Below are 24,863 nucleotides of genomic sequence, written 5' to 3'. Positions count from 1 at the left end.
CTGCCCCTGGCGCGAATGTTCCCGGCGACCTTGGCGCGAAGGTGCTGCTGGATGACCGCGCCGACAGCAACACCGACGGCCGTAGCGACAAGCCCGCCGACAAGCCCGCCGACAACCGCGCCGACAGCCCCGCCGATACGTGGCATGAACAAGGCGAGGCCATCGAGGTGGCCGAAGGCCAGCGCGTGCGGGACATGGAGCGCGCTGCCCGTGAGGTGCGTGATCGCGTGCTGGCCGAGGTGCTGGCGCTGCCGGCGCTGCCCGGTGTCTACCGTTACTTCGATGCCCAGGACCACGTGCTGTACGTGGGCAAGGCGAAGAACCTCAAGCGCCGCGTTTCCAGCTATTTCCAGAAGGACCATGGCGGCACCCGCATCGGCATGATGGTGGCGCGTATCGCCCGGCTGGAGACCACGGTGGTCCGCACTGAGGCCGAGGCGCTGCTGCTGGAAAACAACCTCATCAAGGCGCTGAACCCGCGCTTCAACATCCTGTTCCGGGATGACAAGAGTTATCCGTACCTGCGGCTTTCCGGCCATGCCTGGCCGCGCATCAGCTACTACCGAGGGGCGGTGGACAAGCGTCATCGCTACTTCGGGCCGTTTCCCAGTGCCTGGGCCGTCAAGGAATCCATCCAGCTGCTGCAAAAGGTGTTCCGGTTGCGCACCTGCGAGGACACCGTCTTCAACAACCGCAGCCGTCCGTGCCTGCTCTATCAGATCCATCGCTGCTCGGGTCCCTGCATCCCGGAGGGGCGGACGGACGAGTACGCCCGCAACGTCAGCCATGCCGAGCGCTTCCTGCTGGGCGAGACCCAGGAGGTGCTGGACGGCTTGCAGGCGCAGATGATGGCGCACGCCGAGCGCATGCAGTACGAGCTGGCGGCGGAACTGCGCAATCAGATCACGGCCTTGTCCAAGGTGCTGCAGCAGCAGGCGGTGGATGAGAACAGTGCAACCGGGCGGGACCGCGACGTGGACATCCTGGCCGTGCGGCTGCAGGGGGGGCGTGCGTGCGTGAATCTGGCCATGGTGCGTGGCGGTCGTCACCTGGGTGACCGGGCCTACTTCCCCAAGCATGTGGAGGATGCCACTGCCGTGTCCTTCCTGGACGATGAGGATCTGGTGGACATGGCGCCGCCGGAGGAGTCGGGGTCAGCGGTCGAGGGCGAGGGCGTGGGCGAGGCCGTGGATGTTGCCGCGCCGCGCGGTGTGCCGCCGAGTGCGGAACGCCAGGTGCTGGAGGCCTTCATCGCCCAGCACTACCTGGAGGCGCATGTGCCGTCGCTGCTGGTGTTGTCCCATGCGGTGGGCCCGGCGTTGGGTGAAGCGCTCAGCCTCCAGGCTGGTTATCGCGTCACCACCCAGGCGCAGCCGCGTGGCCAGCGCCGCATCTGGCAGGAGATGTGTGCCAAGGGGGCGGCCCTGGCGCTGGCGCGCCTGCTGTCCGAGGAAGGTTCCCAGCAAGCCCGCACCCGTGCCTTGGTGGATGCGCTGGACCTCAGCGTCACCGAGTTGGACAAGTTTCGCGTGGAGTGCTTTGACATCAGCCACACCGCTGGCGAGGCCACGCAGGCGTCCTGTGTGGTCTTCGAGAGCCACCAGATGCAGAGCAGCCAGTACCGGCGTTTCAACATCGATGGCATCACGCCGGGCGACGACTATGCCGCCATGCGCCAGGTGCTGACACGTCGTTACAGCCGCATGGCAGAGGCGGCCCAGAATGGCACCGGGCGCCTGCCGGACCTGGTGCTGGTGGACGGTGGCAAAGGCCAGGTGTCCATGGCGCGTGAAGTTTTCGAGGAACTGGGCCTGGACCTGTCGCTGATCGTTGGCGTGGAGAAGGGTGAAGGCCGTAAGGTGGGGCTGGAAGAGCTGGTGTTTGCCGATGGACGCGAGAAGGTCTACCTGGGCAAGGATTCCGCCGCCCTGATGCTGGTGGCGCAGATCCGCGACGAGGCCCACCGCTTTGCCATCACCGGCATGCGGGCCAAGCGCGCCTCCGTGCGGACCGGTGGTTCGCGGCTGGAGGATGTGCCGGGCGTGGGCCCCAAGAAGCGTTCGCAGTTGCTGCAACGCTTTGGCGGGGTTCGCGGTGTGGCAGGTGCCAGCATCGAAGAGTTGTGCAGTGTGAAGGGTGTTTCGCGTGAGTTGGCTGAAGAGATCTACCGTGCCTTGCACTGATGAGCGTGGGCCTTCATCGGCACCTGCGCCTTGGCGCTGGGCGGCCAAGCTGGGCCTGAGCGTGGTGCTGGCAGGGTGTGGTGGTCCGGCGCAGCGTGTGCCGGTGGCGCCACCTCTCACAAGTGCGGAGCCCGCACGGCCATCGGCCCCGCGCCCTGTGCCCGCGCCGGAAGTGGTGCCGGCCATGGCCAATGCTGCTGCGCGGCTGGAGCCACCGCACCCCATTCGTTCGCATGAGGAGCTTCGCCACCAGGCGGCGCTGCGGCTGGTGGCCGCCAATCCGGACCGCACCTACATGGGGGAGGTGCCCGCCGTGCTGCTGGCCATTCCGGTGCTGGAAATCGAATTGAACCGCGATGGTTCGGTCCGGGATATTCGTGTGCTGCGCCGCCCTGGCCAGGCGGTCGATACCATCGAGCTGGCCATGGCGGCCGTCCGCAAAGCTGCGCCGTACGGCGATGTGAGCCGCTTGCCGCGCCCCTGGAAGTTCAACGAGGTCTTCCTGTTCAACAACGAACGTCGATTCAAGCCGCGGACGCTGGACTGAGCGGACAGCGACGGGTGGCCGCGCCGAGTGCTTGCTCAGACAGCGACGGGCGGCCGCATCGGGGGGCTGGCCCGGGCAGCGACGGGCGGCCATGCTGGGGGCTTGTTCCGGCGCACTCGCGCTGCGCGTGCGAGGGTGCCCGGTCACACGCGCGCTGCGCGTGCGGGAGGCGTGCCGGCGGGGCGGTCGAGCGGTGCGGAAGGAATTGATTGCGCTCAATCCCTCAACAACGGGACGTGAAGCCGTAAAAGGTGGGCACAATCCCCTCCATGTTCCTGACCCTGCCAACCCTGCTGACCTGGGCCCGCATTGTGGCCATCCCGTTGATCGTGGGGCTGTTCCATTTGCAGATGACCCCCGCGCATCAGAACCTGGTGGCGACGGTGCTCTTCATCCTGGTGGCGCTGACCGACTGGGCGGATGGTTATCTGGCCCGCAAGCTCAATCAGACCTCGTCCTTCGGTGCCTTCCTGGACCCGGTGGCCGACAAGTTCCTGGTCTGTGCGGCCCTGCTGGTGCTGCTGGAACAGCAGCGGGTGGATGCGCTGGTGGCGCTGGTCATCGTCGGGCGTGAGATTGCGATCTCCGCCCTGCGGGAGTGGATGGCGCAGATTGGCGCCTCCCGTTCCGTGGCGGTCCACATGCTGGGCAAACTCAAGACGACCGTGCAGATGGTGGCCATCCCCTTCCTGCTGTATGACGGCGTCCTGTTCGGCGTGATCAACACCCGGCTCTGCGGCACCTGGCTGATCTATCTGGCGGCGGTGCTGACCATCTGGTCGATGGTCTATTACCTGCAAAAGGCCCTGCCTGAGATTCGCGCCAAGGTGCGCTGATCCCTCCGCGCTGCGGTGTTTCTCATCAAAATCATTGATACAGGTCAAGCGGCCATCGCCTGGGCGACTGGCGGGGCGACCCTTGGTATCGGGACTTTTCCCTGATCGGGCGCGGAAGTGAATCCGTCTAGAATCCGCTTCCCGCGCTGTCACGGGGCCTGGGGCGTTTTCCCCCCTGTGCAGCGCAGCCGGATCGGGTCGTGCGGAGACCGCCAGGGTGGCGTGCCCCCGCGTTGAAACCATAGAGGGGGTACCTTCGTGAACAAGTCCGAATTGATCGAGCACATCGCCAAGCAGGCGGATATTTCCAAGGCCGCCGCCGGGCGTGCGCTGGAAGCTTTGATCGGAGGGGTGAAAACCACGCTCAAGAAAAACGGCACGGTGTCGCTGGTGGGTTTTGGCACCTTCAGCGTCAGCAAGCGCGCTGCGCGTAGCGGCCGCAATCCCCGTACCGGCGACACGATCAAGATCAAGTCGGCCAAGGTGCCGAAGTTCCGCCCCGGCAAGGCATTGAAGGACGCGGTGAACTGATGCCGCTCGCGGCTTGCTCCGTTTTTTGTAACGGTTGGGCAGGCTGTTCCAGTTTTGGAGCCCCCAGTTTCTGGTAGGCTTCGCCCCCGGCTCGAAGAGAAACGCAAGCACCTGCGGGTGCTGCTTCAAAACGGGTCGAGACAGAATCCTCGGGCGCTTAGCTCAGTTGGTAGAGCGGCTCCTTTACACGGAGTAGGTCGGCGGTTCGAGACCGTCAGCGCCCACCAATCCCGAGGCTCGAATGCCGCGCAGCGCAAAGGCGAACCATGGTTCGCCTTTGTCGTATGTGTGCAAGGCTCATCTGAGGTTGTTGATGTTTGATTTCGTTCGCAAGCACACGCGGCTGTTTCAGTTCCTGCTGCTGATCCTGATCCTGCCTTCCTTCGTGTTGTTGGGCGTGGAGGGCTATAGCCGCTTCATGGATGGCAACAACGCTGCCGTGGCCACCGTGGGCGATCGCCAGATCACGCAGGCCGAGTGGGACGCTGCCCAGCGAGACCAGCAGGAGCGCATGCGCCAGCAGTCGCCCAATGTCGACCCCAAGCTGTTCGACACGCCGGAGATGCGCAAGAACATCCTGGAAAACGTGCTGCGTGAGCGTGTGATGGACGTGGCTGTGGAGAAGGAGCGCCGCAGCCTGACCGACCAGCAGGTCCACGAGATCATCCGTACCGACCCGCAGTTCGCTTTCCTGTTCGACCCGTCCGGTGGTTTCAAGAAGGAAATGCTGGCAGCGATGGGCCTGACGGCCGATGGCCTGTTCCAGCGTGTGCGCCAGGGTGCCCTGTCCAACCAGGTGCTGGGTCCGATCGCGACGAGCGCATTGCCCACTGAATCCAGCGCCTCGCTGGCTTTTGATGCCTTCCTGCAGCAACGTGAAGTGCAGTTCCAGCGCTTTGACGTGAAGGACTTCGCGGCCACGCTCAAGCCCACCGATGCCGATCTGGAAGCCTTCTACAAGGACACCAAGATCTCCGCCCGGTTCCAGCAGGCCGAAACGGCCGACATCGAATACGTGGTGCTGGACCAGGGCTCGCTGACGGCCAACCTGACGGTCAACCCGACGGATGTGGCCGAGTACTACAAGCAGAACGCCAACAACTACAAGGCCCCTGAAGAGCGCCGGGCCAGCCACATCCTGGTGAAGCTGACGCCGGACATGTCGGCGGCCGACAAGGCCAAGGCGAAGGCCAAGGCGGAAGCGCTGCTGGCCGAGGCCCGCAAGAATCCGGCTGGCTTCGCCGAACTGGCCAAGAAGAACTCCGACGACAGTGGCTCCGCGGTGCGCGGCGGCGACCTGGACTTCTTCGGCGAGGGTGCGATGGTCAAGCCCTTCCAGGACGCGACCTTCAAGCTCAAGGAAGGCGAGATCAGCGACCTGGTGGAGTCCGAGTTCGGCTACCACATCATCAAGCTGACGGCGATCCGTGGCGGCAAGGTGCCGGCGCTGGAAGAAGTGCGCGGCCAGATTGAAGCGGCGCTGCGCAAGGACATGGCGCAAAAGCGTTACACCGAGATCGCAGACGAATTCGGCAACACCGTCTACGAGCAGAGCGACAGCCTCAAGCCGGCGGCTGACAAGTTCAAGCTGACCATCCAAAAGGCCACTGTGCAGCGCAAGCCTGCTGCAGATGCCACGGGTGTGCTGGCTTCGACCAAGCTGCTGGATGCTGTCTTCAGCAACGACTCGCTGAACAACAAGCGCAACACCCAGGCGGTGGAAACGGGTTCGAGCCAGTTGGTGTCTGCCCGTGTGGTGGCGCACCATCCGGCCCGTGTGCCGGACCTGGCGGACGTCAAGCCGGCCGTGACGGCGGCCTGGGTGCAGCAGCACGCCACGGAAGCCGCCACCAAGGCGGGCCAAGCCCGTCTGGCCGAGCTGCAAAAGGGCGGCGATGCCAAGGGCCTGGGTGAGGTCATCACCGTGTCCCGCGCCAAGCCGGGCGGCCTGCCGGGCAAGGCGCTGGACCAGGTGCTGCGCACCGATGCGTCCAAGCTGCCGGCTTATGCAGGTGTGGACACCGGTGATGGCCAGTACCTGGTGGTGCGCATCAACAAACTGCTGCCGCGTGACCCGGCGCTGATTGACCCCAAGCGGGCTTCGGACCAATATGCGCAAACCTGGGCGGCCGCAGAAATGATGTCGTTCTATGGTGCCTTGAAGACGCAATACAAGGCGGCGATCAAGCCGGCCGTACTGAAGTCGCTGGCCGCGCCCGACGCCGCATCCGCGGCTGCACATTGATCATTCATCGACAGGCCCAAAAAAACTTTGAAGAATCTTCAAAAGAAGCTTCCTACAGAGAGAAAACTGGGCCATAATCTCTTTCTTCGCCGGTGGCTGTAGCTCAGTTGGTAGAGTCCCAGATTGTGATTCTGGTCGTCGTGGGTTCGAGTCCCATCAGCCACCCCACCGAATAAGGCAGCAATGCCAAAAACGCCGACAGGACAAACGTCTTGTCGGCGTTTTGCTTTTTGGCCTGGATGTTCTTCGTGAGATCCAGCCCGGCTTGAACTCCCTATCAGCCTCACCGTGAAGCTCCGATTCCCGCACGGGGATTTGAAGTTTCCAAAGACCGCCGTTTCAGCCCTGAAAACGCGGGTGAAGGCAGGGAATACCCACTAAGGATCCAATGGGTGCAGACACCTGCCCCAGGGATTCTTGATTGCAATGCTCGCTTGACGGTTATTAAGCGCCTAATGGGCTTCTGATGGTCGGTAAGAGGGCCGATGGAGCGGAAGATGAAGCGCAGTGCCAAGTCGCATTTGAGGAAACACCGCCCGACGACCGATCCCACTGGCTTGGCGGTTGCCGAGCGGGTGGAACTGCAGCGGCAGGGTGCGAAGGCTGCCGCCCGCGGGGGCGAGTCGTCGGAAAACCCGATGGATGAGCCGCGCAATATGCCGGCCACCACCGGCGAAAGCGCCGCGCTGTGGAGCGAGCGCAAGGACGCCTGGCAAAGCGGCCATGAGGCCCAGACCAAGGTGGATGAAGAAGCGTCGTCTCGAGGGAAGTCGCATAGGACCGAGGATGAGCACTGAGCCCCAGGACACCGAGCGCTTGCAACTCCTTCAGAGAGAGATCTCTGATGCGCAAGCCTTGCTGGCCTCGATTCGGCTCGATATCTCACACGCGCGCAGCGAAGAATCCCTGGGCGCGCTTTACTGGCTGGTTCAGGAGAACGAACGCCTTTACCTGGCGCTTCACGACCAGACCCAGCGAGCGGCGCTGGAAGCTGACACCGCGAACTCGGCGTTGCAGGACGCCATCCACGCCTCGGAAACGGATCAACTCACGCAACTCCCCAATCGCGTGGTGCTGTGGGACCGCCTGACGCATGAGCTGGCGTTGGCCAAGCGTCACGCCACGCCGTTGGCCGTGCTCTTCCTGGACCTGAATGATTTCAAGGCGGTGAACGACCGCTTCGGGCACGACGTGGGTGACCTGCTGCTGTTGCATGTGGCCATCACGCTGAAGGCCACCCTGCGGGCAAGCGACACCGTCTGCCGCCTGGGTGGTGACGAGTTCGTGATCGTTGCCGGCGATATTCCGCAAGGGCGGCTGGACCGCTTTGTCGACAAGATTGCGCGCGCCGTCTCCCAGCCGTGTTTCGTGGGTACGGAGATGCTGACACCCAGCGTGAGCATCGGTGCCAGTACCTTCCCCGAGGATGGCGATCTGCCGGAGTCGCTGCTGAGGAAGGCGGATGCTGCCATGTACGCATCGAAACGTGCACGCGTACGTCCGTTGGATCCCGCCGCCGCGTCCCGCCAGATATCGACATGAGGCGGCGGCCGGGTGGCGCAGCCGCTCCAAATGGCGAGCTGCGTCCGCCCGACAGGGGTGTCGAGGCAAACCGAGGACGGTGAAGTCAGCGCAATGAACTCGACGCCGTGAGCTCAGGGGGGCTCAGCAGAATGAGCTCAGCGGTTGGTGGCTTCGTCAGGTGCCGGCGCCAGGCGCGCAATCACATTGCCGCTCTGGTCGATGAACGTCAGCCGGGTGGGCTCGGTACGCACCGACCGGGTGGCATTCAGTGCGGTATTCCAGTCGCGTGACACGGCGTCTGCAGGGCCGGGGCAAGCCATGCGCGTGGACGCAGCGCCCGCCTCATCAAATCGAAGCGCAGACGGCACATCGGAAGCTGGCTTGAGAGCGCGGCGGTAGCGATTGCAGCCGTCGGTGCCGAAGGCCACGCCGTCCTTGATGCTCAACGTGGGGCGAGGTCCGTCTGTGGGGAGGTCGCTGCCGCCCAAGGCGGTCACCACCCAGGTTTTCTGGTCCCACTTGGAGGTGTGTGGGAAGTTGCCCGCCGGGGTGGTGGCGCCGGTGTTCTGCGCGGCGCATGCTGTCAAGCTCAACAACGCCGCAGCGCCAAGCACGCAGGCCATCATGGGCAAAAGAGTCAGAGCGCCAAAGCGCCGTGCGGTGGGTTCGCAAATCGTCAGGGAAGACTGCGCGGACATCTGCGGGAAATTCTTCGGCATGGTCATTTCTCCATGTGGGGATGGGCTCAGCTTAGCCCAAGCGGCTGGATCCTTGTCTCAGTCGACGGCTTGCCCTCTCTTCAGGATTACTCTGTGTGGACACTGCGCAGCGGGGAGGCGTGCTGGCCGTCTCCCTGTCTGTCACTCTTATGGGGAGGCGGGGATTACGGTTGTAATCGCTCGCCAAGGCTGCGGTAACCAGCGATCAACAGTCCGCGCACAACATTCACCTGGGTTCTCCACCGATCCAACCGGATCGCCGCCACCACCAGGAGTTTGTGATGAAAACTGTTGCCCCGATCCGCGTTCAGGTCTCGCACGGAGATCCAATCTTTGCTGCCGGCCTTGAAGCCATCCTGTCCCAGCAACCGGACATGCTGGTGCTGAGCACCAATGCCCCGCCGCAACCCGGCGCGGCATCCATCGCATCCCCATCCACGTCCGCACCTGTGGTTCACGTCGCCGACTATGCGTCTGGCGTGGAACTGGCCCGCGCCCAGCAGCGCCGCGAGCAGGGGCCGTTCTCACAGCCCGCACGCGTGCTGGTGATCAGCGGGCAGGCCAAGGAGTGGGATGTGCGCGCGGCGCTGGCCGCCGGTGTGCATGGTTACCTGGTGCAGGGCGGTGGCATCCACGAGCTGCTGGATGCCGTCCGTGGGGTGGCGCAAGGCCTGCGCTACATGGGCCGGGAAGTGTCCGACGTGCTGGCCGACAGCCTGACCAATGCCAGCCTCACCTCGCGAGAGCGGGATGTGCTCAGCCTGCTGGCGGTGGGCTACTGCAACAAGCAGATTTCCAACGAGCTGGATCTGGCGGTGGGCACCGTCAAGACGCACATGAAGGCGGTCTTCTCCAAGCTGGGCGTTGGCAACCGGACCAAGGCGATCGTGGTGGCTGCCCAGCGCGGCATCGTGCCTGCGCCGGAGTGGCAACCGGTGCGCGCCGCGGCTGCGCGCCGTCCCATGACCGAGAGCAGCCGGCTGATGGCTTGAGGCCCGCTGCTCAACGAGGCTCGAGCACCTGGGCCACCGCCTGCGCCAGCTCCCCCGCGCTCAGTGGCTTGCGGATCAGGCCTCTGGCGCCAGCGGCCAGTACGGCCGCTTCCAGCTCTTCACCACCGAAGCCGCTCATCACCAGCACGGGAAGATCGGGCCGCCGTGCCAGGATCTGGGTGGCGAGCGCCACGCCCTGGATGTCGGGCATGGTCTCGTCGGTCAGAACCGCGTCAAACCGTTGCGGTGCGTGCAGGAAGGCTTCCAGTGCCGCAGGGCTGCTGGTGAACCCCACCGGCTCATAACCCAGGTCTGCCAGCATCTCCTCGGCAAACTCCACCAGGGAGGCCTCGTCGTCCACGACCAGGATGGTCTGGCCCTGACCGGCGGGAAGGGGCGTGGCATGCGTCTCGGCCAAGGCCGGCGCGAGCGCTCCGGCCACCGGGAACCACAGGGTGAAGATGCTGCCTCGGCCGAGGGTGGTCTGCACGTCTACCGCGCCGCCCATGTCGGTCACGATGCTGTGAACCACTGACAAGCCCAGTCCCGTGCCTTCTCCCACTGCCTTGGTGCTGAAAAACGGGTCGAACATCCGCTGAAAGACCTCGGGCGGCATGCCCGAGCCCTCGTCGCCGACCTGAATCAGTGCGTACCGGCCCACGGGCAGCTCGCCATGGCTGAGCCGTGCCGGTTCATGCGTCTGGCTCTGCACACTCACCTGCACGGTCACCCGGCCCGGCTCCGCCATCGCCCCCACGGCATTGCTGCAGAGGTTGCTCACCAACTGCTGGATCTGCAGCACATCACCGATGATGGCGGCCTCGCCACTCTCCAGCCGCGTCTGCAGCGTGATGCGCTCCGGCAGCGTGGGCACTACCAACTGGAGCGCCTCCTCCACCGCCTGGCTCAGGTTCAGCAGTTGGCGGTCTCGCACGCCGCTGCGGCTGAAATCCAGGATGCGCCGCACCAGTAGCTTGGCGCGCGCACCCGCCTGCATGATGCGGTCCAGATGCCGCTGGAGATCGGGGTCATCGCCTGCGCGCCGCTGTGCCATTTCGCCATGGCCAAGGATGGCGCCCAGGATGTTGTTGAAGTCGTGCGCGATGCCGCCGGCGAGGGTGCCCAGGGACTCCATGTGCTGCGCCTGGCGCAGGGCCTGCTCGCCGCGTTCCAGCCGCAGCAGCTGCCGCAGCATCAGCCAGATGGTCACCAGGCCCACCAGCAGCAGCGCCAGCGTGCGGCCCACCAGGCCCACCATCTCGGCGCGCCAGGGGGCGAGGGCCTCATAGGCATCACGAGTGACCGACATCATCAGGGGGCGGTCCGAGACCGGCAGCGACACGATGTATTTCTCACGCCCGTCCACCGGGCTGACGGACCGGCGCGGCGCACTGGCCTGGCCGGCGGCGAGTTCGGCGAACACGCGGGGCGTCTCCCGGTCCTCGCCCCCCACCGCCACGCGCGGGTCTGGCGGCTGGCGCACCACCAGGCGTCCGTCATCGAAGGTGAGGATCAGGGCACTGCCGGCACCCAGGTCGATGGCGTCGTAGACCTCGCGCAGTTCGTCCAGCGTGACGATGGCGGTCACCACGCCCGCGAAGTCGCCATTGCGGCGCTCCAGCCGCCGGGACACCACCAGGGCGGCACGCCGCTCCGAGCGGGTGACCACCGGCGGATTGATGAACATGCCGGCCACGCGGGAGTTCAGTTGCGCCTGGAAGTAGGGCCGGTCCGCCACATTCGCCAGCGGCTCGCCCGTGGGGCGGGAGCGGTAGCGTTGCAGGCCGGCCCCGTCGGTGAGCGTGAGCACGCTGACCTGCGGGGTGGCCGCCGCCCGCATGCGCAGGGCGGTCTCGATATCGGCCGGGTTGAGGCGTTCGGCGTTGTCGCGGTACCAGAGCGCGGTATCGGTCAGCAGCAGGTCCACCGCCTGCAGGCTGCGTTCCGCCTCCTCGGACAGGGCGCGCGCCAGGTTGCTCAATTCCCGCTCGGTGGACATCGACACCTGCTGGTGCAGGCGCCAGGCGTCATAGGCGGAGGAGCTGACAAAAGCCAGCATCAGGCCGCTCCCCACGCCGGTGATCCAGCGGCGAAGACTGCGGTTCACGCTCAAGCTGGCCAAGTGCGGTCCTTCCCGTCATCAAGTCATGCAGATTCAGCGCCGCGTCTGGCGGCCCAGGCGCGGGCGCTCCATGGCCGGTGCCCGACACCTGGGTTCATGCGGCTCAATGCCGGGGCAGGGCGTCCACCGCCGCCAGCAGTTCAGCGCGCACGCAAGGCTTGGCGAGCAGCCCATCCAATCCCAATTCACGGGCCTTGGGGGAGCCGGATGCCAGGCTGACCGTGCTGTGGGCCGAGAGCCCCATCACGGCCGCCCTCGGGTAACGGGCGCGTACCCGGGCAACCAGGGTGGAGACGCCGTCGCGCAGCATGGGCAGGTCGAGCAGGACCAGATGGACGTCCAATGCCTCGGCGGCGGTCAGCGGGCGGGCGTTCACCACGCGATGGCCGTCGGCCGTGAGCCATTCGGCCATCAGTTCGCGGATCGGGGCATTGTCGTCAAGAACTACTACGGTGAACATCGTCGGCTGTCGTGGTGCTGCGTTCCCGTCTCACCCAAATGGGAGAGGTGGAGGGCGTGTATGCCTATTGGGACCCCCTGGTGTTCCGCCTTCATTACCTGAATATTTCCTGCGTTACATCCGTAATCAGGCGCGCTTTTTCTGCAGGGCCCTGCGTGATAGCGTCCGCCTCGCTGCCATGAATGCCACCGCCCCCCACATCCTTGCCGTTGACGACGACCCTGCCATCCGGGAGTTGCTGACCGACTACCTGACCGAACATGCCCTGCGTGTGACGGCGGTGGACAGCGGCGAGGCCATGCAACGGGTCCTCCAGGCCGAACTGGTGGACCTGGTGCTGCTGGATCTGCGGCTGGGACGGGAAGACGGCATGCAGTTGGCGCGTGCCCTGCGCGAGACCAGCCAGGTGCCGGTGATCATCGTGACCGGCCGTCAGGACGAGGCGGACCGCGTCATGGGCCTGGAGCTGGCGGCGGATGACTACATCAACAAGCCCTTCAGCTCCCGGGAACTGCTGGCACGCATCCGGGCCGTGCTGCGACGCTACCAACTGATGCGCGAGATGATGCCCACGCGGGACGACCGTCGCCGGGGCTACCGTTTTGAAGGCTGGGAACTCAACCTGCGCAGCCGGCGCCTGACCTCACCGCAAGGGCAGCGGGTGGAGCTCTCCAACGGGGAATTCAACTTGCTGCAGGCCTTCTGTGCGGCACCACAGCGGGTGCTCTCCAGGGACCAATTGCTGGACCTCTCCCGCCTGCACGGCGCGGAGGTGTATGACCGGTCCATCGATGTGCAGATATTGCGTTTACGCCGCAAGATCGAACAGGATCCGGCGATGCCGCTGTACATCTGCACGGAACGCGGGGCGGGCTATATCTTCAATGCGAGGGTGGAGTCGCTGGAGTAGCGTGCCGGCCTGCAAGCTCAGACCGGCCCTTGCTCAGACCAGCCCTTGCTTGCTGGCCAGCACCGCCGCTTCCGCGCGGCTGGAGACATTGAGCTTCTTGTAGATGCTCTTGATGTGGTCGTTCACCGTGAACCACTTGATGCCCATCAGGTTGGCGATTTCCTTGATGGTGAAGCCCTTGCTCAGGTAGGTGAGCACCTCGTTCTCACGCGGGGTGAGGCGCTCCCATTCGGGCAGGGGTTCCAGCGTGACACCACGTCCGCTGGGGGCCGCGGCGGTGGAGGTGAGGTTGCCGAAGCCGGAATTCAGGCCCATGGGGCCGGAATCGCCACTGGAGCCCGGGCGGAAATGCGAGAGCAGGCGGCGCGCGATGGCGGGCGACAGCGGGGGCTGGCCGCGCACGATGCGTTGCAGCTCTTCCACCAGCACTTCAAAACGATCTTCCTTGAGCAGGTAGCCATCCGCGCCGCGTTGAAGGGCCGGGAACAGGTGGTCGTCGTCCGAATACAGGGTGGTGACGATCTTGACCGCCGGCTTGTTGGCCAACTCGCCCAGGAACTCCATCCCGTTGCCGTCCGGCAGTTCCAGGTCAATGAGAATGAGCTTGAAACCGGTGGCGCCGGGCTCGGCCTCGGCCCGCGCCAGTTGCTGGCGGGCGCCTTCGAGGTCACCTGCCTCGGTGATCTCCATGCCGTCGCTGAAACTCTCGCGCACGACCCGGCACAGGAAGCTGCGGGCTACCGGGTTGTCTTCAACGATGAGAACTTTGACGGCCATGGGTGTGCGAATACGTGAGCCTTGGCATCCTAGCGCACGGCCAGGGCCTTGGATGCCCCCGTGAAGAGGGTGGGCCCGCGCTTTTTTATGGGGCACTTGCCCGGGGTGGTGCGCCAACGGCCGAGAGCGCGGCTGCAGGGCCCATGCCATCGGCGTTCCCGGGGGGGGGCAGGCCTATTGGTTCACCACCACCAGTTTGCCGACGACGGCGCGGCCACTCATGCGGGAAAACGCCAGCGGCAGATCTTCCATGGGCAAGACCTGGTCGATCACCGGCTTGATCTTGCCTTGTGCGTACCAGTGGCCCAGGGTTTTCATCATGTCCGCGTTGCGCTGCGGTTCCCGCTTGGCGAACTCGCCCCAGAACACACCGACCAGCGATGCGCCCTTGAGCAGGGCCAGGTTCAATGGCAGGGCGGGGATCTGGCCCTGGGCGAAGCCCACCACCAGGTAACGCCCGCGCCAGGCGATGGAGCGGAAGGCGGCCTCGGCCAGGTCACCCCCCACCGGGTCGTAGATGACATCCGGGCCCCGGCCTTCGGTCAGGGCCTTGAGTTCGTCGCGCAGCGAGCCGGTGGTGTAGTTGATGGTGGCGTCGGCCCCCAGCTCGCGACAACGCAGGCACTTGGCGTCGGTGGAGGCGGCTGCGATGACCCGGGCGCCGGCGGCCTTGGCGATCTGGATGGCGGCTGTCCCCACGCCGCCGGCCGCCCCCAGGATCAACACGGTTTCACCCGCCTGCAGGGCTGCACGGTCGATCAGGGCGTGATGGCTGGTGGCATAGGTGCAGATGAAGGCGGCGGCATCCTCGAACGGAAAGCCGGCGGGCAAGGGCAAGGCCAGCGGGGCAGGGACCAGCGCCTCGGTGGCAAAACCGCCGGTGCCCGTGAATGCGGCGACGGTGTCGCCCGGCTTGAAGCCCTTCACACCGTCCCCCACGGCCTCCACCACGCCCGCAAACTCGGTGCCCGGCACAAACGGCAGGGGCGGTTTCATCTGGTACTTGTTCTGGATGATAAGCAGGTCGGGGAAGTTCAGGCTCGCAGCCCGGATGCTCACTCGCAACTGCCCGGGGCCGGGCTGGAGTTGCGGCAGTTCCTTCCATTGCAGCGCTTCGACGCCGGTGGGGTTCTCGCACAGCCAGGCCTTCATGATGTTGCTCCTTGGAGTTCGGGATGCTTCAGATCGTGGTCCAGGGGGCTGGTGCGGCATGGCGGGGCATGGCGCACCGCGCACGGTGGGGACCGACTCGGGCGCATGATAGGCACCGTTCTTTGAGCCCTGCGTCGCTCAGGTGACGGCCAACGGGGCTGTCGAGTGACGTCAGGTACGTCCTGTGACGCCTGCCTACAATGTGATCCATGCGCATACTTATCGCCAACGACGACGGATACCTCGCCCCTGGTCTGCACGCCCTGGTGCGTGCCTGCGAAGGGTTGGGGCAGATTGAAGTGATCGCCCCGGAACAGAACGCCAGCGGCACGTCCAATTCGCTCACGCTGTCGCGACCGTTGTCGGTCTACACGGCGGCCAACGGTTTCCGATATGTGAACGGCACGCCGTCAGATTGTGTGCACCTGGCACTGACCGGTTTGCTGGATTACAGGCCGGACCTGGTGCTCTCCGGCATCAATAATGGCGCCAACATGGGCGATGACACGCTCTATTCCGGCACCGTGGCCGCGGCCACCGAGGGTTATCTCTTCGGCATTCCCTCCATCGCGTTTTCGCAGGTGGAGAAGGGCTGGGGGCATCTGGATGCTGCCGCCGCGATGGCGCGACAGCTGGTGCAGGACGTGATTGCTGGCGGTCTGGGCGAGCCTTTCCTGCTGAGTGTGAACATCCCCAACCGCGCGGATGCCGTTCAGCTGCCACGCCGCGTGACCCGTCTGGGGCGCCGCCATGCCAGCGAGGCCACCATCCAGCAACGCAGCCCCCGCGGCGAGATGATCTATTGGATCGGCCCGGCCGGTGATGCCCGCGAAGCTGGTGAAGGCACGGATTTCCACGCCACCGCCAGCGGCATGGTCTCCATCACGCCGCTGCAGGTCGATCTGACGGAACACGCGTCCCTGGGCTCGTGGCGCCAACGCCTGAAGCTGAACGAGCAGGCATGAGCGAGGCCCCTCCGCGCGGCAAGCGGTTTCCGCTGTCGCTCCAGCAACTGGGCAGCCCCAAGGCGGGGGGCGCTGCGGCCCGGGAGGCCCGGGAGGCCAGAGAGGCGCGCGAGCCGCTGAAGCCGCAAGGCCATTGGCAGCAGGCCGCCGCCATCAAGGCCAAGGCGGTGCCGCCCAGCGGGCTGGGCCTGGACTCGGCCGGCGTGCGCCAGCGCATGGTGAAGCGCCTGCGCACCGAGGGCCTGGCGGATGAGCGCGTGCTGCAGGCGCTGGCCACCGTGCCGCGCCATGAATTCGTGGATACCGCGTTGGCCATCCAGGCTTATGAGGACACCAGCCTGCCCATTGGCCATGGCCAGACGATTTCCAAGCCGTCGGTGGTGGGGCGCATGATGGCGCTCATGCTGGCTGCGCCCGGTGCACAGCAGCGCGGGCATCTGGGCAAGGTGCTGGAGATCGGCACGGGCTGCGGCTATCAGGCTGCGCTGCTGATGCAGGTCGCCAAACAGGTCGTGTCCGTCGAGCGGCTCAAGCCGCTGCATGACAAGGCCCGCCACCATCTCGTTGCCTATCCCGCGGTGCGGCTGGTCTATGGCGACGGCATGCTGGGCCACGCGCCCTCGGCTCCCTACGACAGCATCATCTCCGCGGCGGGCGGGGACGACATTCCGCAGGCCTGGCTGGACCAGTTGGCGCCCGGGGGGCGGCTGGTGGCGCCGATGACAGCGCCCAGCGGCCGAGGGCAGGTGCTGGTGCTGATCGACCATGTGCGCGACGCACAGGGTTCGCGCTTTGTTCGCAGCTTGCATGAGGCGGTGCTGTTCGTGCCCCTAAAATCTGGCGTCATGTAACCGGGGCGATACGCCGGGCTACATGGTTCTGTAACGACTAACAAAAGCGCATGCAACATCTTCATCGTCTTCCGCTCGTAGGGGTCTCCGTGCTGTTGCTGGCGCTGGTCGGATGTGCCGTGCCGCCGCATCGTGCGCCTGTCGAGGAGCGCAATGTGGGCAGCCGGCCGCCCGTGGCCACCACCAACACCGCGCCCGCTGCGGTGGCGACCCCCGAGCCGGTCAAGCCGCTGCCGGGTGCCGAGAATGCTGGCAAGCCGGGCTACTACAGCGTCAAACCCGGTGACACGCTGATTCGCATCGCGCTGGACAACGGCCAGGCCTGGAAAGACCTGGCGCGCTGGAACGGCATGGACAACCCCAATGTCATCGAGGTGGGTCAGGTGTTGCGTGTGGTGCCACCGGGTGTGGATCCGAGTGCTGTGACCACGCGCCCGCTGGCTTCAGCCCGTGTGGAAAGCCGCCCGCTGGATGGCAAGGGTGCGGCATCCCCGGCGCCGGCCACGGTGCCTGCCGCTGGCGTTTCCGCCCCGGCCACCAGTGCCATGGCCTCCAGTGGCCCGTCCGGTGTGGTGGCCTCGGGCGCGACACCGCCGGTGACCAAGGACGACGATGACATCAGCTGGGGCTGGCCGGCATCGGGCCAGGTCGTAGCAGGGTTTGACGAAGTTCGCAACAAGGGTATGGCGTTTTCGGGCAAGGCGGGCGATCCGGTCTTCGCCGCCGCCGATGGCCGCGTGATGTACGCGGGTGCGGGCTTGCGCGGATACGGCAACATGATCATCATCAAGCACAGTACGAACTATCTGACTGCTTACGCCCACAACCAGACTCTGCTGGTCAAGGAAGACCAGGTGGTGCGCAAGGGGCAGAAGATCGCCGAGATGGGTGATACCGACACGGACCGGGTCAAGCTGCACTTCGAGGTGCGCAAGCAGGGCAAGCCGATCGACCCTGCCAAGCTGTTGCCCAACCGTTAGCAGGCGCTGAAGGAGGCGCCGCGACATGAGTCAACGCGCCGCCTCGATAGATGGGCATGATGTGCCCAAAGGACCCGCCGGCCAGGAGGCCGGTCGGTTCCCGATGCCGCCCACGCTGGCGGCTCGCCCGCCGGCCGGGATGGCTGCGGCGTTGGCGGTGGGTGTCCCGCACATCAACGACAAGGGGGCTGCCCCTTCTGAAGACCCGCATGAGCCGGGTTCACAGCCGCAGGGCCGGCACAGGCCCGACGCCGACCCCGACGCCAACCCCACCCTCGATCCTTCTGACGATCTGAATGCCTTTGATGGCGATGCGTCTGCATCCGCCGCACCGGGCGCTCATGGCGAGTACGACTCGGATGGGGTGTCGGGCTTGGCGGATGGTGGTGACGGCAATGAGGGCCGTGATGGTGTCGACGGTGTTGATGGACCCGATGGACCGGATGGCGGCGGCACCGTGGATGCCGGGACGGAGGGTGCGACGGACGAGGTGCCTGCGGATGGCGTCGAGCTGGTCCGCAACGGCAATGCGCTGGTCGCCCCCATGGAGGGCGGTGATGTGGGCAATGCGCTGCAGGCCTACCTGCGCGACATTCGACGCACGCCACTGCTGACCCCGCAGGAAGAGTTCGACACCGCCACCAAGGCGCGGGCCGGCGACTTTGAAGCGCGTCAGGCCATGATCGAGCACAACCTCCGCCTGGTGGTGAGCATCGCCAAGAACTATCTCGGGCGTGGGTTGCCGATGAGCGACCTGATCGAGGAGGGCAACCTTGGGCTGATGCATGCCATCGGCAAGTTCGAGCCTGAGCGCGGGTTTCGCTTCTCCACTTATGCCAGCTGGTGGATCCGCCAGGCGGTGGAGCGGGCGCTGATGCATCAGGCGCGGCTGGTGCGGCTGCCGGTGCATATCGTCAGGGAGCTGAACCAGGTGCTGAAGACCCGCCGCTCGCTGGAGGCGATGTCGGCAGGGCAGGGCGGAGAATCGCAGGCGCGTGATGAGGATGTGGCGCGCAGCCTGGGGCGGCCGGTGGAGGAGGTGGCGGCGCTGCTGGCTTATGCCGAGCTGCCCAGCTCCCTGGACTCGCCGGTGGACCGCAATGGCGAGGGCGGGGAGTCCATGCTGGACCTGGTGGCCGACGAGCAGGCCATGGATCCCGTGGGGCAACGGCTCAGCCATGAGCTGGAGGTGCTGCTCACGGCGGGATTGGCCTCGCTGAGCGACCGTGAGCGTGAGGTGCTGGCCGGCCGCTACGGCTTGGCCGACCGTGATCCGGAAACCCTCGATGTGCTGGCGGTTCGTCTTGGCCTCACGCGGGAGCGCATCCGCCAGATCCAGATCGAGGCGCAGGCCAAGCTCAAGCGCAACATGCTGCGCCAGGGCATCAATCGCGATTCCATCTTTTAGGGAACCTCTGCATCACTCCCGCGAGCCGGGATGCTGTGCATTGCTCCTTCGCGTTGAGCCCGTGATCGGAGCGGCGTCCGTCGCGCGGCGATAATCGCGGGTTATGACTGATGTTTCGGAATGGCTGAAGGTCGAATCGCTGGACCTGGAAGCGCAGGGCGTGGCCCACAACAGCGAGGGCAAGGTCGTCTTCATCGAGGGCGCGCTGCCCGGTGAAGAGGTTCAGGTCAGTGTTGGCCGCAAGAAGAACAACTGGGAGCAAGCGGCCTTGGTGGCGATGCGCAGGGAGAGCTCACAGCGTGTGCGCCCGGTGTGCCCGCACTTCGGCCTGCATCCCGGCGCCTGCGGTGGCTGCAAGATGCAGCATCTGCATACCGGTGCCCAGGTGGCCGTCAAGCAGCGGGTGCTGGAGGACAACCTCTGGCATCTGGGCAAGGTCAAGCCGGAAACACTGATGCGCCCCATCGAAGGGCCCGCCACGGGTTACCGCTATCGCGCCCGGCTGTCGGTGCGTTTTGTGCCCAAGAAGGGGCACGTGCTGGTGGGTTTCCACGAACGCAAGAGCCGCTATATCGCGGACATGCAGGTCTGCAAGGTCCTGCCTGACCATGTCAGCAACATGCTGATGCCGCTGCGCGAGCTCGTCGGCGCCATGGAGGCGCGGGATCGTCTGCCCCAGATCGAGCTGGCCATTGGCGACAGCAGCGGTGTGCAGGTCATCGCCCTGGTGTTGCGTCACCTGGAGCCGCTGAGCGCCGGGGATGTGGACAAGCTGCGTGCGTTTGCGGCCGAATACGGCGTGCAATGGTGGTTGCAGCCCAAGGGGCCGGACACTGTTCACCTCCTGGACCCGGATGGGCCTGAGCTGGCCTACACGCTGCCCGAGTTCGGTGTGGTGATGCCGTTCAAGCCGACGGACTTCACCCAGGTCAACCATCACATCAACACCGTGCTGGTGGGACGTGCGTTGCGTCTGCTCGGGGTCCAACCGGGGGACCGGATCATTGACTGGTTCTGTGGCCTGGGCAACTTCACCTTGCCGCTGGCCACGCAGGCGCGCGAGGTGCTGGGCATCGAGGGCAGCGAGGCGCTGGTGCAACGCTCGCGTGAAAACGCGCAGCGCAACGGCCTCAGCCACAAGGCTTCGTTTGTGGCGCGCAATCTGTTCGAGATGACGCCACAACGACTGGCTGCGGATGGCGAATCCGACCGCTGGCTGGTGGACCCGCCACGCGAGGGTGCCTTTGCGTTGGTCAAGGCATTGGCTGACGTGATCCAGGACCCGTCGCTGGCGCCGGGCTGGGCCCCGCCCAAGCGGATTGTCTACGTCTCCTGCAACCCGGCGACATTGGCGCGCGATGCGGGTCTGTTGGTCAACGTGGCGGGTTACCGCTGTACGGGCGCGGGTGCGGTGAACATGTTCCCGCACACGGCGCACGTGGAGTCCATCGCTGTTTTCGAGCGCTGAAATCGGCATTATCTAGCTGATGCACTGGATGCCTCCCGGTGGTTCTGAAACCATCGGGACATGCCGAAGAACCGAGATTACACAGGCCTGGAGCGCACGCCATCCTCGATGGCATGGCTGATCGGACAGCGCGCGAAGCTACGCGGCCAGCTTGATCGCTACCGCGCGCAAGAGGCGGCTCTGCCCGAGAAAATTCGCACCCTTGAATACGAACTTGCGTCGTTGGACGCAGTGATACCGCTGCACGCGGTCAAGGTGGACGCTAGCGCCATCGTCGGCAGGCGACCGAACCGCCCGCGGACCGCGCCCCACGGCGAGCTCAAGCGCTCGTTGGTTCGGTCCCTGAAAGCTGCGAAGGGCCAGCCGGTCACGACCATCGAGCTCGTGCTGCAGTTCGTCAGGCAAAACAACATTGATCTGGCCAAGGTCAAGCAGGCCGACATCATGGACAGCGCACGCAAGTGCTTGAGCCCCATGGCCGACCGAGGCCTCGTGCGCAGGTGTCATCCTGCCGAGACAACCCAGCACGGAAGCTGGGCATGGGCTGAAGAGGATCAGACGCCTTGAAAAAGAACCGCGATTACTCCGGCTTGGAGCGGACACCCAGCAGTTTGGTATGGCTGATCAACGAGCGCTCACGGACCCGCGCAAAGCTCGATAGATGCATCAAGCTCGTAGAGAACCTTCCCGGCGACATCTGCGAACTGATGGACAGGCTCGCCTCTCTTGACCGCATCATTCCGCTCCACGAAGTCCAGGTGAAGGCTTCGACCATTGAAGGCAAGCGGCGGTATACCCCATCGCCTTTCAAGGGTCACAACCTGGTGCGCACGATCGTTGCCTGCCTCAAACAAGCGAGCGGCAAGCACATGTTGACGACGATGATCGTTTACGACGTGGCAGCGAGATGTGGGCTTACGGTCAACGCCAAGAACTATTCGCAGCTGAAGATTTCGGTGATAAAAACGCTGGCCAAGTTGGTCGCTAAGAAGAAAGTCCTGCAGCACCATTCCCTTGATCCGGCAGATCAAGAGGAAGGTTGTTGGTCCATTCCCGCCGTCAACGACTGACAGGCGCCGGCTTTTGCGGCGACCCCGTTGGAACAAAGAGGATCTCTTCCGGGCGATTCTTCATCTGCCAATAGCCTCGCCACCATTTCGAGGTCGATCGAGACGCTGCGTTGGCCAGCATGCCAACCTGTCTCGACGTCGGTGTTCTCCGAACGTCCTCGCGCCACGCAACCTCCGTCACGTAGTCGAGCATGTATTTCGGCGTGATCCGGTGAACCTGGCCGATCACCATGCGCCGCATCCGCGCGAAGAAGCTCTCCGCCTGGTTGTTGCTCAGTAAGCGTCCAGGCAAGTCATGTTGAACGCCTGAGCCGGGCCTAGGATGCTCGTGTCCACGAAGAACTTAGTGGACACGTAGACACCATGGAGCAAGCGACGAGCGGACGCCGGCGGCGAATCCACAGCGAAGAATTCAAGGCCCGAGTCGTCGAAGCGTGAGCGTCCAGTGCCTCCACCTTGAATTCTATGAACGGCAAAGGATGCTCTTCTCCACTTAGCTTTTGGTGGAGAAATGGACACTTCTATAGCCCTTGGACAAGGCCGGCGTCGCCGGCGAACTCACAGCGCTGAATTCAAGGCGCACGTAGTGGCTGCCTGCCGTAAGCCGGGAGTGTCATCGGCCTCAGTGGCGATGGCAAACGGCATCAACGCGAACCTGGTGCGTCGCTGGGTCAAGGAGGCCGAGGTCGCCGCCGAGGATGGACTGGGCATCACCGCGAGCCAGCCCAAGAAGACGAAGCCGGCGACGCCTGCACCTGCAAAGTTCCTGCCCTTGCAGTGGCCGGTACCGGTGTCGGCGCCGGTGAGCGCCGACATCCGTATCGAGTTGCACCGCGGCGCCACGGCGATCACTGTGACATGGCCGGCAAGCGCTACCGGCGAGTTCGCGGCCTGGATGCGTGAGCTGCTTCGATGATTCGCATCGACGCGATGTGGCTGGCCACTGAGCCGATCGACATGCGCGCTGGCGCCGACCGGCTGCTGTTGCGAGTGGTGCAGGTGTTCGGTGCCGCGCAGGCCCACCACGGCTATCTGTTCGCCAACAGGTCTGTAACGCGCATCAAGCTGCTGGTGCACGATGGCTTCGGCGTGTGGTGCGCCGCACGGCGGCTTAACGCTGGCCGCTTCGTCTGGCCGTCGGCAGCCGCCGAGACAACGTCGCTAACGCTCACCCCCGCACAGTTCGACGCTCTGATCCTGGGCTTGCCGTGGCAGCGGCTGGCCGAGCTGAGCTGCATCACGCGGGCATAAGCCCGCGCTCCCTCACTCGCCAATGCGTTGACAGTGCATGTGCCAATAGGCCGCATCAGCGGGTTCTGGCACGATGCCACGCATGCTTGGCATGCGTGGTCTCCCACCCTCTGATCCTCAGGGCCTCCCGCCCGAGGTCGCCGCGCTCATCGCCCAGTTGCAACAGCAAGTGCAAGACCAGGCGCAGCAACTGTGTGAGCGCGACCAGGCCATCACGCAGCGCGACCAGGCCCTCGCCGCGCAAACTGTGGAGCTGGCTCAGCGGGACGCGCTGCTGCAGCGCAAGGACCGCGAGATCGCCCTGCGCGAGGCCAAGATCGAGAAGATCAACTTCGAGTTGGCCCGGCTGAAGCGCTGGACCTACGGTGCGAAATCTGAAGCGATGAGCGCAGACCAGCGACGCCTGTTCGAGGAGACGTTGGCCGAGGATGAGGCCAGCCTGCGCGAGCAGCTTGAGCGACTGCGGCGCGAGGCAGAGGCTGCTGAGGAGTCCGCCAGTACCAAGCCCAAGGCGTCCCCACGCAAGCCTCGGCGCAACGCGTTCCCCGACCACCTGCGTCGCGTCGAGCATCACCATGAACCCGAGAGCACCAACTGCCAGGAGCACGACTGTGGCCGGCCCATGACGCGCATCGGGGAAGACATCACCGAGCGGCTGGACATCGTGCCGGCCGAGTTCTTCGTGCACCGGCACGTCTACGGCAAGTGGACGTGCCGACACTGCCAGGTGCTCAAGCAGGCGCCAAGCGTGCCAGAGATCGTGGAGGGTGGAGCCGCCGCTAGCGGCTTGCTGGCACACACGCTGATCAGCCGCTTCGTGGACCACCTGCCGTACTACCGGCAAGAGACCATCAATGCACGCTCAGGCGTGCACACCCCGCGATCGACGCTGGCTGCGTGGGCTGGCCAGGCGGGGGCTGCGCTGGAGTCGCTGTACGAGCTGCACAAGCGCTTCATCCTGGATTGCCGAGTCCTGCACGCCGACGAGACGCCGGTGGCCTTGCTGGACCCGGGTGCAGGCAAGACGCGCAAAGCCTACGTGTGGGCCTACGCAAGGAGCTGGCACGACACGGTGCCGGGGGTGATCTACGCGTTCTGCCGAGGGCGTGGGGCTCAGTACCCCGTGGCGTTCTTGAACGGCGACGAGACGCGCGGCGAGCGACGATGGAACGGGACGCTGCTCACCGACCGCTATGGGGGCTATGAGACCGTGGTGGATCCGCGCCTTTACCCTGGGCGCATCAGCGCGGCGTGCGCGGCACATGCAAGGCGCAACTTCGAAGAGCTGGCGCACGACGGCACGAGCCCCATCGGGGTGGATGCGATCCGCAGGTTCGCCCGCATCTACCAGATCGAAAGTGAGCTCAGGGACCTCAGCGATGACGAGCGACGGGCACAGCGCCAGCAGCTCGCCACGCCGGTATGGGACGAACTCCATCGGTGGCTGCAACTCGAGCGCCGGCTGGTCGCCGATGGCGGCGCCACGGCCAAGGCCATCGACTACACGCTGGGCCACTGGGCTGCGCTGACGCAGCATCTGAAAGACGGCGCCGTAGCGCTCGACAACAACCACTTGGAACGGCAGATCAAGCCCTGGGCCATGGGACGCAAGGCATGGCAGTTCGTGGGCAGCGAACTTGCGGGGCAGCGTGCCGCCATCGTGATGAGCTTGGTGCAGTCGGCGCGCATGCACGGGCATGACCCGTGGGCCTACCTGCGCGACGTGTTGCAGCGCCTGCCGATGCAACTGAATAGCCGCCTCGACGAGCTACTGCCTCTGAACCGCCCCGGCAATCGCGGAGGCCTGTTGGTTTAAGTCAGACGGTCGCGGCCTGACCAGCGCGTTGTCGATGGTAGTTGGCCTCGAACTCG

25 protein-coding genes and 2 tRNA genes are annotated in these 24,863 nt (G+C 65.3%); 21 read left to right on the top strand and 6 right to left on the bottom strand.

Annotated elements, in window-relative coordinates; genetic code table 11:
• Positions 1-194: 194 nt before the first annotated feature.
• The 9 genes from uvrC (at position 195) to BMY53_RS13090 (ending at position 7,884) form a co-directional block, all read left to right on the top strand.
• Positions 195-2,183 carry an excinuclease ABC subunit UvrC gene (uvrC, locus tag BMY53_RS13125; RefSeq protein ID WP_092947146.1) on the top strand — a complete coding sequence of 663 codons (1,989 nt, stop codon included), beginning with the start codon at positions 195-197 and terminating at the stop codon, positions 2,181-2,183.
• Positions 2,170-2,730: a hypothetical protein gene (locus BMY53_RS25950; protein WP_177200862.1), complete on the top strand. Its 561-nt coding sequence runs from the start codon at positions 2,170-2,172 to the stop codon at positions 2,728-2,730. Before uvrC ends, BMY53_RS25950 begins: the two co-directional genes overlap by 14 nt.
• A gap of 269 nt (positions 2,731-2,999) precedes the next feature.
• The gene (pgsA, locus tag BMY53_RS13115) at positions 3,000-3,566 is read left to right on the top strand and encodes a CDP-diacylglycerol--glycerol-3-phosphate 3-phosphatidyltransferase (RefSeq protein ID WP_092946937.1); all 567 of its coding nucleotides are present in this window, start codon (positions 3,000-3,002) and stop codon (positions 3,564-3,566) included.
• Positions 3,567-3,824: 258 nt separating this feature from the next.
• On the top strand, positions 3,825-4,097 hold the full coding sequence (locus tag BMY53_RS13110; RefSeq protein ID WP_092946936.1) for an HU family DNA-binding protein: 273 nt from the start codon (positions 3,825-3,827) through the stop codon (positions 4,095-4,097).
• 151 nt (positions 4,098-4,248) lie between these two features.
• Positions 4,249-4,324, top strand: a tRNA-Val gene (locus BMY53_RS13105).
• Positions 4,325-4,410: 86 nt separating this feature from the next.
• Complete coding sequence (locus BMY53_RS13100; protein WP_092946935.1) at positions 4,411-6,342, top strand: peptidylprolyl isomerase; 1,932 nt, start codon at positions 4,411-4,413, stop codon at positions 6,340-6,342.
• Between the two features lie 92 nt (positions 6,343-6,434).
• Positions 6,435-6,510: transfer RNA gene (locus BMY53_RS13095), tRNA-His, on the top strand.
• Between the two features lie 329 nt (positions 6,511-6,839).
• A complete protein-coding gene (locus BMY53_RS25945; RefSeq protein WP_177200861.1) occupies positions 6,840-7,139 on the top strand; it encodes a CrpP-related protein in 300 nt (99 codons plus the stop codon).
• Positions 7,129-7,884: a GGDEF domain-containing protein gene (locus tag BMY53_RS13090; RefSeq protein WP_177200860.1), complete on the top strand. Its 756-nt coding sequence runs from the start codon at positions 7,129-7,131 to the stop codon at positions 7,882-7,884. The genes BMY53_RS25945 and BMY53_RS13090 overlap by 11 nt, the downstream gene beginning before the upstream one ends.
• Positions 7,885-8,021: 137 nt before the next feature.
• Here the strand turns inward: BMY53_RS13090 and BMY53_RS13085 are convergent, their stop codons facing one another.
• Positions 8,022-8,585 carry an META domain-containing protein gene (locus BMY53_RS13085; RefSeq protein WP_177200859.1) on the bottom strand — a complete coding sequence of 188 codons (564 nt, stop codon included), beginning with the start codon at positions 8,583-8,585 and terminating at the stop codon, positions 8,022-8,024.
• Positions 8,586-8,866: 281 nt separating this feature from the next.
• Here BMY53_RS13085 and BMY53_RS13080 point away from each other — a divergent pair, with 281 nt between their 5' ends.
• Positions 8,867-9,577, top strand: coding sequence for a response regulator transcription factor (locus BMY53_RS13080; protein WP_092946932.1), 711 nt, complete (start codon positions 8,867-8,869; stop codon positions 9,575-9,577).
• 10 nt (positions 9,578-9,587) lie between these two features.
• Here the strand turns inward: BMY53_RS13080 and BMY53_RS13075 are convergent, their stop codons facing one another.
• Positions 9,588-11,699 carry an ATP-binding protein gene (locus BMY53_RS13075; protein WP_092946931.1) on the bottom strand — a complete coding sequence of 704 codons (2,112 nt, stop codon included), beginning with the start codon at positions 11,697-11,699 and terminating at the stop codon, positions 9,588-9,590.
• Between the two features lie 103 nt (positions 11,700-11,802).
• On the bottom strand, positions 11,803-12,159 hold the full coding sequence (locus BMY53_RS13070) for a response regulator (protein ID WP_092946930.1): 357 nt from the start codon (positions 12,157-12,159) through the stop codon (positions 11,803-11,805).
• 178 nt (positions 12,160-12,337) lie between these two features.
• Here BMY53_RS13070 and BMY53_RS13065 point away from each other — a divergent pair, with 178 nt between their 5' ends.
• Positions 12,338-13,069, top strand: coding sequence for a response regulator (locus BMY53_RS13065; protein WP_092946929.1), 732 nt, complete (start codon positions 12,338-12,340; stop codon positions 13,067-13,069).
• Between the two features lie 33 nt (positions 13,070-13,102).
• On the opposite strand, the gene BMY53_RS13060 is transcribed toward BMY53_RS13065, so the two are convergent.
• Both BMY53_RS13060 and BMY53_RS13055 read right to left on the bottom strand, forming a co-directional pair.
• The gene (locus BMY53_RS13060; protein WP_092946928.1) at positions 13,103-13,846 is read right to left on the bottom strand and encodes a LuxR C-terminal-related transcriptional regulator; all 744 of its coding nucleotides are present in this window, start codon (positions 13,844-13,846) and stop codon (positions 13,103-13,105) included.
• Positions 13,847-14,020: 174 nt separating this feature from the next.
• The gene (locus BMY53_RS13055) at positions 14,021-14,998 is read right to left on the bottom strand and encodes an NADPH:quinone oxidoreductase family protein (protein WP_092946927.1); all 978 of its coding nucleotides are present in this window, start codon (positions 14,996-14,998) and stop codon (positions 14,021-14,023) included.
• A gap of 209 nt (positions 14,999-15,207) precedes the next feature.
• Between BMY53_RS13055 and surE the strand changes: the two genes are divergently transcribed.
• The 7 genes from surE to BMY53_RS13020 all read left to right on the top strand — a co-directional run bounded on the left by surE (position 15,208) and on the right by BMY53_RS13020 (position 21,740).
• Positions 15,208-15,963 (top strand): 5'/3'-nucleotidase SurE, encoded by a 756-nt coding sequence (gene surE / locus BMY53_RS13050; protein WP_092946926.1) that lies wholly within the window; start codon positions 15,208-15,210, stop codon positions 15,961-15,963.
• A complete protein-coding gene (locus tag BMY53_RS13045; RefSeq protein ID WP_092946925.1) occupies positions 15,960-16,814 on the top strand; it encodes a protein-L-isoaspartate(D-aspartate) O-methyltransferase in 855 nt (284 codons plus the stop codon). The genes surE and BMY53_RS13045 overlap by 4 nt, the downstream gene beginning before the upstream one ends.
• Positions 16,815-16,864: 50 nt before the next feature.
• Positions 16,865-17,794 carry a peptidoglycan DD-metalloendopeptidase family protein gene (locus BMY53_RS13040; RefSeq protein ID WP_092946924.1) on the top strand — a complete coding sequence of 310 codons (930 nt, stop codon included), beginning with the start codon at positions 16,865-16,867 and terminating at the stop codon, positions 17,792-17,794.
• Between the two features lie 544 nt (positions 17,795-18,338).
• On the top strand, positions 18,339-19,202 hold the full coding sequence (gene rpoS / locus BMY53_RS13035) for an RNA polymerase sigma factor RpoS (protein ID WP_092947145.1): 864 nt from the start codon (positions 18,339-18,341) through the stop codon (positions 19,200-19,202).
• A 103-nt stretch (positions 19,203-19,305) separates the two neighbouring features.
• Positions 19,306-20,670, top strand: coding sequence for a 23S rRNA (uracil(1939)-C(5))-methyltransferase RlmD (rlmD, locus tag BMY53_RS13030; protein ID WP_092946923.1), 1,365 nt, complete (start codon positions 19,306-19,308; stop codon positions 20,668-20,670).
• A gap of 60 nt (positions 20,671-20,730) precedes the next feature.
• Entirely contained in the window at positions 20,731-21,237 is a 507-nt protein-coding gene (locus tag BMY53_RS13025; protein WP_092946922.1) for a hypothetical protein, read from the top strand.
• Positions 21,234-21,740, top strand: coding sequence for a hypothetical protein (locus tag BMY53_RS13020; RefSeq protein ID WP_092946921.1), 507 nt, complete (start codon positions 21,234-21,236; stop codon positions 21,738-21,740). Before BMY53_RS13025 ends, BMY53_RS13020 begins: the two co-directional genes overlap by 4 nt.
• Here the strand turns inward: BMY53_RS13020 and BMY53_RS13015 are convergent.
• Positions 21,730-22,032: a transposase gene (locus tag BMY53_RS13015; protein WP_092946920.1), complete on the bottom strand. Its 303-nt coding sequence runs from the start codon at positions 22,030-22,032 to the stop codon at positions 21,730-21,732. The two genes, BMY53_RS13020 and BMY53_RS13015, sit on opposite strands and share 11 nt — an antisense overlap.
• A gap of 219 nt (positions 22,033-22,251) precedes the next feature.
• Between BMY53_RS13015 and BMY53_RS13010 the strand changes: the two genes are divergently transcribed.
• From BMY53_RS13010 to tnpC, 3 genes are all read left to right on the top strand, one after another.
• Positions 22,252-22,656: a transposase gene (locus BMY53_RS13010; RefSeq protein WP_092946919.1), complete on the top strand. Its 405-nt coding sequence runs from the start codon at positions 22,252-22,254 to the stop codon at positions 22,654-22,656.
• Positions 22,653-22,991, top strand: coding sequence for an IS66 family insertion sequence element accessory protein TnpB (gene tnpB, locus BMY53_RS13005; protein ID WP_092946918.1), 339 nt, complete (start codon positions 22,653-22,655; stop codon positions 22,989-22,991). The genes BMY53_RS13010 and tnpB overlap by 4 nt, the downstream gene beginning before the upstream one ends.
• Before the next feature lie 91 nt (positions 22,992-23,082).
• The gene (gene tnpC, locus BMY53_RS13000) at positions 23,083-24,807 is read left to right on the top strand and encodes an IS66 family transposase (RefSeq protein ID WP_255370180.1); all 1,725 of its coding nucleotides are present in this window, start codon (positions 23,083-23,085) and stop codon (positions 24,805-24,807) included.
• Positions 24,808-24,863 lie beyond the last annotated feature (56 nt).

It is taken from the genome of Roseateles sp. YR242 (assembly GCF_900109745.1).
GTDB lineage: Bacteria > Pseudomonadota > Gammaproteobacteria > Burkholderiales > Burkholderiaceae_C > Roseateles.
This window is presented reverse-complemented; position numbering and strand designations above follow the sequence as displayed.